12 protein-coding genes are annotated in these 13204 nt (G+C 58.2%); 6 read left to right on the top strand and 6 right to left on the bottom strand.

The annotated features are described in order from the left end of the window. Positions 1 to 350 precede the first annotated feature (350 nt). Entirely contained in the window at positions 351 to 1055 is a 705-nt protein-coding gene (locus tag VGN12_19045; protein ID HEY4311551.1) for a Crp/Fnr family transcriptional regulator, read from the bottom strand. A gap of 242 nt (positions 1056 to 1297) precedes the next feature. Here VGN12_19045 and VGN12_19040 point away from each other — a divergent pair, with 242 nt between their 5' ends. After that, complete coding sequence (locus VGN12_19040; GenBank protein ID HEY4311550.1) at positions 1298 to 1819, top strand: response regulator; 522 nt, start codon at positions 1298 to 1300, stop codon at positions 1817 to 1819. A gap of 624 nt (positions 1820 to 2443) precedes the next feature. Here the strand turns inward: VGN12_19040 and VGN12_19035 are convergent. Continuing rightward, on the bottom strand, positions 2444 to 2698 hold the full coding sequence (locus tag VGN12_19035) for an ECF-type sigma factor (GenBank protein ID HEY4311549.1): 255 nt from the start codon (positions 2696 to 2698) through the stop codon (positions 2444 to 2446). Here VGN12_19035 and VGN12_19030 point away from each other — a divergent pair. After that, the gene (locus VGN12_19030; protein ID HEY4311548.1) at positions 2601 to 2825 is read left to right on the top strand and encodes a hypothetical protein; all 225 of its coding nucleotides are present in this window, start codon (positions 2601 to 2603) and stop codon (positions 2823 to 2825) included. The genes VGN12_19035 and VGN12_19030 overlap by 98 nt on opposite strands. A gap of 1264 nt (positions 2826 to 4089) precedes the next feature. Here VGN12_19030 and VGN12_19025 read toward each other — a convergent pair. Together VGN12_19025 and VGN12_19020 are read right to left on the bottom strand one after the other, a co-directional pair. Continuing rightward, the gene (locus VGN12_19025) at positions 4090 to 4254 is read right to left on the bottom strand and encodes a hypothetical protein (protein ID HEY4311547.1); all 165 of its coding nucleotides are present in this window, start codon (positions 4252 to 4254) and stop codon (positions 4090 to 4092) included. 849 nt (positions 4255 to 5103) lie between these two features. Beyond that, positions 5104 to 6462 carry a DUF1501 domain-containing protein gene (locus tag VGN12_19020; GenBank protein HEY4311546.1) on the bottom strand — a complete coding sequence of 453 codons (1359 nt, stop codon included), beginning with the start codon at positions 6460 to 6462 and terminating at the stop codon, positions 5104 to 5106. A gap of 90 nt (positions 6463 to 6552) precedes the next feature. On the opposite strand from VGN12_19020, the gene VGN12_19015 reads away from it, so the two are divergent. The 4 genes from VGN12_19015 to VGN12_19000 all read left to right on the top strand — a co-directional run bounded on the left by VGN12_19015 (position 6553) and on the right by VGN12_19000 (position 10368). Next, the gene (locus VGN12_19015; protein HEY4311545.1) at positions 6553 to 7083 is read left to right on the top strand and encodes a hypothetical protein; all 531 of its coding nucleotides are present in this window, start codon (positions 6553 to 6555) and stop codon (positions 7081 to 7083) included. Between the two features lie 844 nt (positions 7084 to 7927). Beyond that, a complete protein-coding gene (locus VGN12_19010) occupies positions 7928 to 8092 on the top strand; it encodes a YHS domain-containing protein (GenBank protein ID HEY4311544.1) in 165 nt (54 codons plus the stop codon). Positions 8093 to 8295: 203 nt separating this feature from the next. Further along, positions 8296 to 9732, top strand: a complete 1437-nt coding sequence (locus VGN12_19005) for a PDZ domain-containing protein (GenBank protein ID HEY4311543.1) — start codon at positions 8296 to 8298, stop codon at positions 9730 to 9732. Positions 9733 to 10119: 387 nt separating this feature from the next. Continuing rightward, on the top strand, positions 10120 to 10368 hold the full coding sequence (locus VGN12_19000; GenBank protein ID HEY4311542.1) for a hypothetical protein: 249 nt from the start codon (positions 10120 to 10122) through the stop codon (positions 10366 to 10368). Between the two features lie 1944 nt (positions 10369 to 12312). Here the strand turns inward: VGN12_19000 and VGN12_18995 are convergent. Continuing rightward, positions 12313 to 12648, bottom strand: coding sequence for a hypothetical protein (locus VGN12_18995; protein ID HEY4311541.1), 336 nt, complete (start codon positions 12646 to 12648; stop codon positions 12313 to 12315). A gap of 9 nt (positions 12649 to 12657) precedes the next feature. After that, complete coding sequence (locus tag VGN12_18990; GenBank protein HEY4311540.1) at positions 12658 to 12888, bottom strand: hypothetical protein; 231 nt, start codon at positions 12886 to 12888, stop codon at positions 12658 to 12660. Between the last annotated feature and the right edge of the window lie 316 nt (positions 12889 to 13204).

The raw sequence follows: 13204 nt of genomic DNA, 5'->3' as shown, positions 1-13204 counted from the left end.
TCGGCCGCGAAGAGATGGCGGCTGCTGAACGGCTCGCAGCTACTGCCCGAAGTGATCGCCGGTGTTCAATTCATCGATGGAATCAAACCCCAAGAAGCCGCCGCCTGACAACTTCCCATCCACAACTTCTTGCAATATCTCCCGTATAGCCGGGAGCTATCACTGAGGCGTAGATGAGATTGATGAGGTAGCTCTAAACACGATGCTGGCCGACGGGTTGACCTCCCGACCACTGTAGCAGGCAGCATTAAAAGCCGGCAACCCACTAGAGAGGCGGCTCACAGATTGCGGGAGCCATCGTTGCCGCAATCGTTTTAGGCGTCGTCTGGTGGCTTCTGCCGTGACGCTGCTTAGCCAAGCAATCGGTCGTACTGTAGTTTGACCTTCCGATAGCAATCGCACGAGAGGGCTTCCACTCCCTTGCGATCCGTCACTTGAACCTTCCCGCGATTGTAGGAGATGCAACCCTTCGCTTGGATGGCCTGTAGAACCTCTGTCACACTCTGCCGACGTACCCCAAGCATGATCGACAGCAACTCATGGGTGAGGGGTAGAACGCCGTCCGGCACGCGGTCTTGTGTAATCAACAACCATCGACAGCATCGCTGTTGCACCGTGTGCAGCCCATTGCAGGCCACGGATTGCGAAACCTGAACCAGAAATGCATTTTGATACAGGTGAAACGCCCTTCGCATATCTCTGTTGGCTTCGCATTCTTGACAAAGTCTCTCGGCAGACATCCGAAAGGCGTGGCCAGCGACTTGCACGAACAGTCGATTCGGTGAGCTTCCCGCTTCGATGAGTGCCGGCAATCCCGCCATCCCCTCATTCCCAATCGTGGCGACTTCGATGGCCGTGCCATTGTCAGTGGTAACAGCGGAGATCACGCCGGTCGTGGGAAAGTAGGCGTATTCGATGGGTCCATTTTCTTCGTAGATCAATTGTTCGAACGCCAACGGCACTAAATGCAAGTGCGGGGCTAGACGCTCGTAATCGCTTTTCTTCAATCTGGCGAGTAGACGATTGCGCAGCGGTTCCTGGGAGTGCTCGGACATAAATCCACCGGTTCCTAAAAAGGACCACCGGTGGCAGGAGAAAGCTCTTGCGAGCCGCCTGATGACAGGGGTGATAAGAGCGGGATGTGACCTCATCAACATAGCAGAATCTTCATCTTCACGACCAACATGGCGGAATCTTCATCTTCGGTTCGCTCGGTGGCGGACAGAACGAGACGAGTGCGATTGATCTATTGCAGTTGTCCCTTGCAAATCTGCCAATCCCGCATGAGGTGGGCCAAATGGTCCGCGTCTTAATCATTGACGACAACGCCGACGGTGCGTTTGCCCTTGGACTACTCTTGAAACACCTTGGCTGCTCGGTCGAGACGTGCCAAGACCCATTGCTAGCCGTGGACATTGCTCAACAGCGTAAGCCACAACTCGTACTACTAGACTTGGCGATGCCCAAACATAGCGGGTTTGAGGTTGCAAAGGCGTTGAGGAGCCTAGACCTTCCTCCGTTTTTGCTAGTGGCCATCAGCGGTCGCGGCGAATCGACGATCCGCGACCGGTGCATGGCTGAAGGATTCGACCGCTTTTTTTTGAAGCCTGCGACGAACGAACAAATTTACGATTTATTGATCCTCGCGACACAACACATAGTGGATGTCGAGTGTGCTGCACCCGAGAAACGTCAAGCTAATACAAGGATTGATTGCGATGGACCCGAGGCTTCTGACAACCGGCGGCGACCATGCACTGGCTTCACGAGTCAGGACATTTCTCGCCGCACAGCACTTTCCAAGTCTAGCGAAGATTGAAATTGAAGCCGACGCCGCTACGATTCGACTCAGCGGGTGCGTCAGTAGTTTCTACGAGCGCCAACTGGCCATCGCCTGTTGCAAGCGTGTCGCGGGCGTACGGCAGATTATTGATTGCCTTGAATGCACGTCTCGCGAAGGAAATCCACGCCTAGCGCGGTCGCATAAGGCCAAGTAAAGCCCCGCAGCCCTCAAGAAGTCTTAGCTGTCTGCTGGTTTCTCTTCCGCTAACCGCCGCGGTCAAGTCTCCTTGCCGTGGTTCTCTTTTTTAATGATTCGGCGTCGCGCAAGCAGTAGGCACCCATCCGCATCGTTCGGCCGGATCGGCCGTCATGCATATTACGCTTCACGAGCGAGTCGCCCACTTAAGCAGTGAATCGTGCGAGCCGCCGCGCGTAGTCTTGCGGAGTTAAGCTGCATAAACACTCGCATTGATCCCCTCCCGATTTCAGCCACTGGCGGGAGGGGGTGAGCCTGCGCACGCTTCGTCCGAGTAAGCGGCGCGCGCGGCGGGCAACCGCTTGATTGCTTCCTGGAATATGGTTTCTTCGTTGTGCATTTGGACAGTGCCTGGAAGAGTAGTCCGAGGTCTATAGACAATGCGCCGCGGCCAACCAAAAGGCATCAACCGAGTCTCAAAAAAATCGTCGGTCGGTCGTCGACGCATGCTAATCGCTTGGCGGCGCCAACAACTCGCGGGTGCAGCCATGCGCGAGCGTAAGCCCACTGCCGATCAGCCGTTGCAGGCGATATTCTCAGCGCAGATGCGGCTTGTTCCAGGGTGAATCCCGCGAAATACCGCAGATTGCGCCTCTGCTGCGGCCGAGAAATCGCGCTTTGGGCGCGCGAGCCGGACGGATCCCAAAAGATCGCGGTCATCGACGTGATGGGCGAAGATCCAGTACAAGTGATCGGCGGCCAGTCGAATCAGTTCAATTCAGACGCCGCCTGGAGCCGCGACGGCCGCCGATTAATCTTTAGCAGTGGCCATATGTTGCTGGACTAATTGCGATGGCGGCGAGTTTAGGGCAGCCACGCGGGGCCGGGCTGGCATGAGATTCAGCCTCTTGCTCATGCTGGTTACAGTTGCGATCGCTGCTGTCGCTTTTCGCTTCCCACAGGTATCCGTGCTATGGCCGCAAGGGCCGTCTCCATTATTTATTGAGCGACGGTGGCCTTCTGTATCGCATTCAATCGCGGTTGGGCTAATGCTCCCGATTATTTTGTTTTTCAAACGAGATCGCCACGATTAGCAATTTCTGAATTAGATCCAATATTGACGGCCAATGAACAGCGACCAGCACGCCCCACAGCTGCGAGTTTCCGCCGGTTGGGCTTTTTTTGCGCCCGACTCCTGCCGCGCTGCTTTGAGTTGCCACGCTCGAGTTACTTCCATGTAAGGTCTCTTCTCCTGGACGGCGGAAATCCGATGATTATTAAAGCTGGCTTTGCGGCCAGTTAGAGCCGTTCAGGTTCTGCCCCACCTGAGCGGCTCGCCTTCCTCAAGCCGAGCCGACGGAATAACGCATCAAGCTCGCCGAGCGCTCGAACGCCAAAGCCGCTGATCCGCAAGAGTTCCTCGGCGCTCCACCTTGGACGCATCACAGCCGGGGTGCAGGTGTCCTCGACCCGACTATAGATTTCTTCGATCCGCACCGGCAGTAGAACCCGTGGGGCCGCGGCGGCGCTAACGCATCTCGAAACTCGTGTCGGCGGTTCTGTCGCCAGCAGCACGCATCGACGTCGGTTCGAGTCGGCAACCGGAAAACGATCGAGCAATTACAGGTGGACCGGAATGTACCGTTGCTGTTCGCCGGGTTCGGCTGGCGTGGGCGGTTCGATCCACGGGATTTGAATTCCGTTGTGCATCAGTTCGCCAACACGCTGTTTGAAGGCCGGACCGATTTTTCCTAGGGCCTCACGCTCGCTTGCCACTGTGCATTCGAGTCCCGATAGATTAGCGACGCGAGCCCGGACGCCACCACCGGCGTCGGGAGACTGTGGTGTCCTACGACTGTGTCGCCGGGGGGGATTCTGAAATGCCCCATATAGCTTTGCCCCCGGGAAGTCCGCTCACAAACTCGAAGTGCTGGCCGCAGCGACTGCATTTCACAAGTGCTGTGATCCGAGCCCGGTCCATCGGCCGGTCAAGGCTTACTTCGTCCAATGCCCCCTCGACCTTCGCCATCCATTCAATCAATGCGTCCAGGGTGGAGAACGATCGGTCGGTGCAAAATGCGCGGCAGTTTTCACACGCCAGTTTTTCCATCTCACTCGACCTTCAGTGCAGTCTCGAAAAGCTCGTCAAAACTCCAGACGTGGCCCACCAGTCCCGCCATCATAGGGTCAACGGCGACGATCGCGGACTCGTTCGAGGCAAAATTGGTGAGCCCGGTAACATCGCGCGTCGAACCGTCGGAAAAGTGTGCCGTCACGACGAGCTGCTCGCGCGCCCGCCGGTAGTACGTGCGCCGCGGGCGAGAGCGAGATCTTCAGCAATTTCGGGTCGCGATCCTGCGCCCGCTGCATTCCGGCCGAGATCCAAGCGCGAATGGTCTCGTACGGCACTGTCACGATCAAGTCTCAGGCCACCGCCGTGTGGTTCTGCGCCAGAAGCCTTCCGCAGCACAAGGCTGTTGTTGGCTGCGCTTGGAAACACCCGCCGGCCGCGGCCGCTCTTAACTATGGCGTCGTAATCCGAGTCAGCGTCGAACCCCAACAGAGAAAAAGCAAACCCGTTTTGGCCTCGCGCCTTGCCATGACACGCACCGGAATTGCAGCCTGCCTTACTTAGAATTGGCAGCACATCGAGCTCAAACAATGCTGGCCGGTCGGCGATCTGCTCGTCGGCAATTGCAGTCACTGCCGGTACGAGTACCGTGAGGGCCGCGACAGCCATTTAAGCGCAAACCAGAAGTCGGGCCGGCACCCGGAATGAGTTTTGCGGCATGGCGTGTGAGACACGACGGGAGGGGGCGTGTTAGGGCGTCGCCTTACTCGCATCGAAGTATCCGGCAAGGAAGTGATCCTCAGCGGCGGCGACCCAAGCGGCGAATGAACCCGCGTCGGGGGGCGTGGCACTCGTCCCTAGACGAGTCGATTCCCGGGAGGCGTTCAACATTTGCCTGACCATAGAAGCCGTAGATGTGGTTTTAAGCAGGAATCACGATCAAGTTGTGGGATGTCGCCTCGCGGGAAGAGGTTATCGTGCTTACGGGCCATGACATGCGCATAACTCAGGTCTTCTTTGACCCGCGCGGCGACCGCTGTCGGATGAGGCGAAGCTAGACAAGCTCTCGAACCGGATCGCGACGATCGAGCATATACTGCGGGCGACCACTAGGGTCGGTGATCGTTGCCGTGTTCACGTCGACGCCAAGCTGGCGGTAGAGTGTCGCCAAAACGTCCTGATAGTGGATCGGGCGATCTTGCGGGACTTCGCCCAGGCGATTCGTTGAGCCGATGACTTGCCCCATCCGCATGCCACCTCCGGCGAGCAGCGCGCACGACGCCGCCGGCCAATGGTCGCGCCCGCCACCTGCATTGATGCGTGGCGTGCGACCGAACTCGCCCCAGGCGACGACGCTCACATCTTGATCGAGACCGCGATTATGCAAGTCTTCGACCAATGCGGTCACTCCCTGGTCGAGCTTGGCGAGTTGTTCCGGTAGGCGTTCGAAATTCCCACCGTGCCGATCCCAACTGCCGAACGACAGCGTGACGCAACGCACCCCCGCCTCGACCAGGCGCCGCGCCATCAGAAACTGATCCATCCAATGTGGCCCCGCGTCTTCGCCAAACGCGGGAGATGAACTGCCTCGCCCGTAGCGATCTCGCAGCGCCGCTGGTTCTCGGTCGAGGTCCATCGCTTCGACCAGCTTGCTCGATGTCAGCACATCCAGGGCCTTTTGCGTGAAGGTGTCGACTCCTTGGGACTTTGAGCTAGCGTCGACGCGGCGACGGTAACTGTCGAAGCTGGCAAGCAGCGACTCACGATCGTGCAATCGATCTAGTGTGATGCCGTTCAGGCGCAGGTTGGCCATTCCTTCGCCATCCGGTTGAAACGGAGCATAGGTCTGGCCCAAGAAGCCGGGCAATCCTGGATTCGAGTATGGGGCGTGCCGAGTCTTGGTAGTTAGCCCGACGAATGGTGGGACGGCCGGATCGACCGCTCCCTGGATCTTCGAGATGGCGGCGCCGAGGGACGGATGGTTGTCTTGCCTCCCTTTCGGGCCGATCGGATAGCCGCTTAGGCAGACGTCCGACGCATGCTGGTCCGGACCGCCATAGAGCGAACGGATGATGGCGAACTTGTCCATCATCTTGGCCAGGCGCGGCATGTGCTCGCAGATTTCGATTCCGGGCACGTTCGTGCTGATCGGGCGAAACAACCCGCGAATCTCTTGCGGGGCGTCCATCTTCAAGTCGTACATGTCCTGGTGCGACGGCCCTCCGGACAGGTAGATCATAATGACCGCCTTGTGTGACAGGCTTTTCCCCCGCGTCTTCGGCGATGCTTCCTCCGCTTGTAAGAGTTGTGGCAATGAAAGCCCGCCCAACGTTAGGCCGCCGAGCTTCAGGAAGTGCCGCCGCGATAGCCCGTGGCAAGTCGCAGCTTGGCGTTCACTAAGGATCGAGAGCATCCGGCCGTTCTCCACATGTAGGTTGCAGCACCCACAATATATCAGCCGCCGTTGATGCACCAAGAAAGAACCGGGGGCTTCCCCCCCTAAATGCTTGATTCACCGATTGCAACATGCGGCAAGCGTATCACCAAATACACTCCATTACTGGGCATTGCGGGCTGGAGTCGGCGGTTCAGTTCACCACGTAGCGATGTTGGCCAAAAACCAACAGTTTCAGAACCGGATCCTCTTATCGAAGTCCGATATTGTGACGAGTCAGCGAGCTCGGCGGTTGCCGCGTGGATGACGGCGGCGTGTGCTTTTTGCGGCTGCCTTGCGGCGGGTTTCTTCGAGCCGATAGGTGAGCACGGATTCGGGGTGATTGGCGGCCCACTTGTCGGGCAACATCTCGTCGAGACACGAATCGTCGTCGTGCAAGCGGAGCAGCAACTCACGCAGATAGGTCCAGGGCTCGATCCGATGTCGCTTGGCACCGGCGAGAACGTGAATAAGACGGCCGCCCGCAGCCCCGCTTGCGCGCTGCCCAGGAACAACCAGTTTTTTCTCCCGATCGCCTGGTGGCGCAGTGTTCGTTCGCTGATGTTGTTGTTGATCGAAAGCCGCCCGTCCTCGACGTAACGGCGGAGCGCTTGCCACTGGTTGCTGTCGTAAGAGACCGCCTTGTTCAGCACGCTTTTGGGCAGCAGCCGCTTTTCCATTTCCGCGAGGCGCGCGCCGATGCAATCCAACACTAGCACCGCTTCAACGATGCCGGCAGAGGTCGTTTCGGATGGAACCTTCAACAGCCTTGTCATCGCGTGGCGCGGCGGTGCCGCTCGAATCGCGACCTGGAACGCACTACTGGCCTTCTTAAGGAAAAATAGCTAGTGCCAGACTTCGTGGTTGCGGTCATGGCACTCCCTTCTGGGAGGCTGTCTAGTCCGTAACGATCGTGCGATCGTTCTGAGGGATCGCAAAGTTGCTCGCAACTTCTGCGCCAATGAAACGTTTGCGGGAGTCGCGGAGTGCCGACCCTTCGCTGCATAATTTAATTCATCGGCATGGCCCGGCAAGAATCTGCTCGATGTGACAAATCTCCCGCACCAAATGGTCGATTAGCAACGACGATTTGTAGCGAGCCAGGGCTGACAATGACCAATCTGGTCATTGTGGGCGCCAGCCTTCGATGCTCGCATTCCGAGTGCGATAGCCGACGTTGCATGATCCAGAGCTCGCGGCGCAGAAACAGAACTTATGGCAATGCTTTGACCAAATGTTCGCAATCGCTTGCACAGTATGGGTTAACTTTGCGCTCGTTGACTCGCGTCGGATAAATCGCCTTAAAGCGTCACCCTGCAATACGGGCGATGACGAGGTCAAGCAAATCGTGAAAGGCATACCACTTGCAATGTTCGCCGAACTTCAGCCGGCGGCATGACTTGGTAACCGCCGCGAAGAGGGCGAATTATTAAGGAGCACTGATATGTCGCAAGACCCCGTATGCGGAATGGACGTCAGCCCTCAGAACGCCGTGGCAAAGGAGCAGTACGAGGGGAAGACTTATCACTTCTGTTCGGCCGAGTGCAAGAAGAAGTTCGATCAGGATCCTGCAAAGTTCACCAAACAGGCGAAGCAATCGACCGCCTGAAATCAGGCTGGCCGGGTGGCTTTGCCGTAAGCGCTTTCTAATCTTCTTGGTGTCAAGAGGACAGGCGGCTCTTTACGCCTTGAGTAACGTGGCGGTCTCGTGCCGCGAGCATTACGCGTTGTAATGCGGGGGGCTGCTAGCCGTTTTGCGCAGCCCTCATTGTCCCTTGTCTTTTCTTTGAACGAAGAGTGAAGGAGTGTCGCATGTTTCGCAGAATCGTATTGTCCGCAGTTGTTCCGGCTTCGCTGGTGTTCAGCGTGATGGCGGGGACGCCAGCAGTCCGAGCCGATCAGCACAACCAGGATTCCCAAGCGAACCAGCAGCAGTCAGATCAACCGCAAGATCGAGCCACCGAGAATCAACGTGGCAGTAACCAGCAGCGAGATCAAGAGGACCAAAACAATCGAGAGACGCACTATCGCGGCGCCGAGCATGCCGTATTGGGCGTGACACTTAGTGAGGGCGACGGGCATGGTGTGCGCATCCGCGAAGTGCTGCCCGAAAGCCCCGCACAAGCGGCCGGCCTCGAGCAGGGAGATCAGATTGCCAAGATCGACGATCAACGTGTGCATAACTATCGCCAAGTGATCGACTACTTGAACCGTGCCAAACCGGAACAGACGGCCAATATTACCGTGTCGCGTGACGGCCAAGAGAAGTCGTTCCAGGTCACGCTTGCCTCGCGCGAGCGTGTTTATGGGAACGAGAATCGGCATGCACAAGGCCGATCCAACGACCGTTCCTCTCAGTTCCAGTCAGATCGTCGGAACGAATCGCGAGGACAACAGAACGAGCGCGGCAACAACGGTCGGCAGGATGCGAGTTACGCAAACCGGCAACAAGGCGGCGACGGGGCGCACGGCCAGCAAGCCGCGCTGGGTGTGGATGTGCAAAACGATCAAAACCGTCTTGTCGTGCGCGACGTGTGGCGCAATAGCACGGCTGAGCGCGCCGGCTTGCGACCGGGCGACCAACTGGAAGCCCTCGACGATCAGACCATCAACAGCCGTAGCGATCTGCAGCATGAGCTGCGCGATCATCAGCCGGGGGACCGGGTGAACCTGACGATTCGCCGCAACGGTCGCGAGCGCACCGTGGCCATGAATCTGACATCTCGGCAAGAAGGCGGCCGGTCGCAGAACCAGCAAAACGAGATGCAGGGCGAACAGAATCGCGATCGATTCGATAATCGGCAGTTCGCCTCGCGCGGCCGCACCGGTTATCAGAGGTGGTCGATCAGTCACCCTCATCCGGCACTCGGCGTGACACTTGAAGAGAGCGACGACGGATATCTGACCGTGGCCCGCGTGATGGACGACGGCCCGGCGGAAAAGGCAGGGCTGCAGCGCGGTGACGAGATTTTGACGATCGACGATCATCCGGTCGATTCGGTGCGCGACGTCATGCAGCAATTGAGTCGTAAAAACCCGAACGACAAGGTCGACGTGCAAATTCGCCGTGACGGAAAGAAGCGAGACGTCGACGTGACCCTGGGTGATAGTTCCGAGATCTTTAACGATCGGCGCACGGCAGCGCGCGAGGATCGTGACGATCAACAAGGGAACGGGCAACGAAACGAACGCGGTCAAAATCGTGACAACGATCAGGACGGCAACCGCGATTCGCAGGATCGCGATTAGCGTAAATTGCCATTCCGTATAGTGGCCACGGCACAACTGGCCCGCGGGGTTCGCTGGGAAAACCGGCCAACGCCGCGGGCCTCCTTTTTGCGCCAAGCGTGCGGAAGAGGACCGAGACCGCTAGAAAGACTCTCATTCGGTCGCCCCACAGTCTCGTTTGCCATGCGTTTTCTCGGACTCCGAGAAAACGACCCTTAATCGGACTGATGCCATTGCTTTGGCACTGTTTACTAGCCGCAAATGCAGCCGCAGGTTCGCGAGGTCCGCGTCTCGGTGAATTGGCAAAGGGCGCCGGGACGCTACGATCGGTATTTCGCCGACCTAGAGCCCCCTTGACCTATGTCGTCCAACATCCTATTCTCCCACCCCGCTTGCAGGCGCTGGCCGATGCCCGACTCCGTGGTCGCCGAGTTTACAGGGGCGCTCAAGGAGGACTCGATGGACGCTATCAAACTGCCTCTTGTTGTGGTGGGAATCGCTTCAGTATTGGCTGCTGGGTGCTGCAGTCCGTCGTCGTTCGGCGGCGCAAATAGCCCCGGCGCGGCGGCGGCGCGGCTGTCGAATGTCCCGCCGCTATCGACGCAGCCACTTCTCGGATCGTCGAACTCGGCCAGTCCTCCCACCAGCGCGGGCTAGGGACTGCGACCGATTCGCGGACGATGAGTGCTTCTCACTAGTCGGGGTAATACGTGCTCTCGTCCGGGAATTGTTCGCTCGCGACTCGCGTCGACGGAAACGCTGAAAACAGCGACATCCGGACGCTCCGGATTAGAGGCGCTGCTTGCCGCAACCGTTCGACCGCGCTTTCGCAACAATAGGCAAGTCTTAGCTCGTCGCCGCGGTGGCTAGATAGAACTGATCAGCGGACCCCGCAGGCACGCCAAGTTCCGCGGCCACCGCATCGATCGGCTGTTGAGCGACGTTGAACTCTATCCGCCCGTCCTAAGCAAAATATGGGCCGATGTAGCGCTCGAAGTATTGCTGACCTTCGTCGCGCGTCAAACGGTTGAGAAATAAGGCAATGTAACCGATGGCCAACTGCGGTTGTTCGGCGATTGTGGGAAGAGCCCGCTGGTTAGCCCGCACCAGCGCCTGAAGCGCCGGGTCATCGAGCAGGATTCGAGTGGGTCCACAGCAACTCCTACGGTGGGAATCTGAAAGTGGTCTCCGACCTAGGATAGGACTGAAAAACCGTCCTCGGTAGCGACCTGCTCGGGCGAAGTGTGCTGCCCGCATAGGCAGCATCGATCGAACCGTCGCGCAGACGGCGGAGGTCCATCTGATAGTCACCGGGGCGATGCCCTGCACGTCACGATCTGGATCTGGGCCGCATAGTTGCCAAGCTTGTCCGTGGTGCGCGGCGTCGCGAGTCAGCTTCTTGAACTTGCTGGAACCCAGCTCGATCCGATTCGGATCGGGCGAGTACGGGGGCCGACCGTTAGTTACGGGGATTTCCGCTGTTTCAAGTTCTACGTAATGATTGTCCAGCTTTACGATGTTTGGATTTCCAAACTATCCGAAAATGGATAGTGATGACCCCGTAAAATCCTTGTATCGCATGGATTGGATTCGTGCCGTCTGCCTTCTAATCTCGCGGCACCGTTAAGGCATTGGGTGGCGTTAGAGGGCGTCCAATGACATCGGTTCACAGACTACTTCTAGTCGAGCCTCACCTGTAAGGTGGGTGAACGGCCTTGGTCGACAACTGGGCACTTTTGAAAAGTAAAGATTGCAGTTGCTTTCCTCGGTTCGAGACGGTGCTTCTTGGCTTCACCCGAGATCAAATTGTGAAACACCCGTTTCATCAAAGCACTAGCCGTGTCGGGCAGCGCTTGTGGATTGCCGCAGGCGGAGCCTCGGCAGCCGCAGTCACTTGTCGCCGAAAGCGCCGTGCAGAGTTGCATGGTTCGAGGTTGGCCTTTTTCTGCCCCAAATCCTCTTGCGTGCAATTTACGCAGATTTAAACGATCGATCTCAGGGGCGGGTGGGGCCTAACGTACGAGCCTAAAGAACGTAGGCGCCGTGTTTCAGCATCCTTTCATGCAGTCGTTACTGGCGCAGTTCTACTCCCGCCGTTCCCACCCGGACTAGATCCTGCGGTTCAACGGGCTGCCGGCGTAGGAGTGGTAGTGGCAACCGGTAGGGTGTATGGCGCTGGTGAAGGCGGCCATGTCGGCGTGGAAGCGATGGGAGGGACGTGCGCGCTCGGCAGCCGGATGTCCTTCAACAGTCGAAAATCTTGGCCTGCTAGCTTATTTGGTGTTTGGCACGACTGGCATATATCGCAGTCTCTCGATGCGCTCGATTTTGGACACTGCACCGTCATGGACCGCAAGCAGTACGATCGACTGATCGGCGAATGGCTGGCCGGCGGACGTCTCATCGTTCTGCATTTGGATTTTCAAGGGATGACGATCGCCGAGTTGTGCCGCGCGTTCAGGCGGTTCGCGGAAGGCTATTACCGCAAGAACGGAAAGCCGACACCGACTGTGGACAGTATCCGGAAGCTCTTTGACAATTCGTGCCGCGCGCATCGCAAACCCGCGGCCTGTCGCACGGGCATCATCTGGGGTGCAACTTCTAGGTCTGCGGCGCCTCTGGAAGCAATTTGTCGAGATACCAGGTCCCATAGCTGCCGGCATCCAGGCCACCGACCGTGAACCGATCATCGAGCGGATATCTCTTGCAGAACACGACAGGGCGGATGATCTCGATGTCGTAATCCGTCCAGGGGCCGTTGACTTTCAGCGTCTTGCGTTTGGCCAGAAGCCGCACCTCAAGTATGACGTCCCCTTCGCGATAACGGCATACGTCGCCCGGTTCCGGATCCTGCAAGGTCATCCGCTGTTGAATGCAGCGGAGATAATCTAGATCGTGAACCCAGCCGTCTAAATCGTCGATTTCGGAGTCGCTCATGCCACGATTCTACCGCGCTGTGGCCAGGCGATCACCGTCGCCGACGAATCGCCAGCAACGCCAGACCGCCACGTGCCAGGCCTGCGCCTCTTTGGCCGTGATCATGAACGGCGGATGGATGCGAGTTAGATGCGGGTTAACGGCTTCCGGTTCAAGAGCCTTGGCAGCCGACGCAGAAAATGCCGCCGGCCCCAGCGCAATGCCCGCCCCCAACCCTCGCACAAATGTTCGGCGTTTCATTTCGGCCTGTCTCCCGCACCCACTGTGAATGGCGAGCCAAAAAGTCCGCGCTTGGGCGATTAAAAAAACCAGCGCCCGAAGCGATACGAGCAGCTTACCCCCCCCCACAGGCCGGTTGTCTCTGAGGTACTGTGGAGCGCGATATATTTCCCAAGTCTCGCGAGCGACTGACTCAGCCAACTCGGCGCGTCCTCAAACGGAGCGATTTTCGAGACGTCGGCGGTTCATGGGACGCCTTAGTCGGCGAAACGCTGGTGTCATCCATGAAGGGCCTAAGTGGGCTGCTAGGGCCTTGCGGTCGTGACTTGAATATTTC

The organism is Pirellulales bacterium (assembly GCA_036499395.1).
In the GTDB taxonomy this organism is placed as follows: Bacteria; Planctomycetota; Planctomycetia; order Pirellulales; family JACPPG01; genus JACPPG01.
The sequence above is the reverse complement of the archived record's forward strand: the minus strand, read 5'-3'. Positions and strand labels throughout refer to the sequence as shown.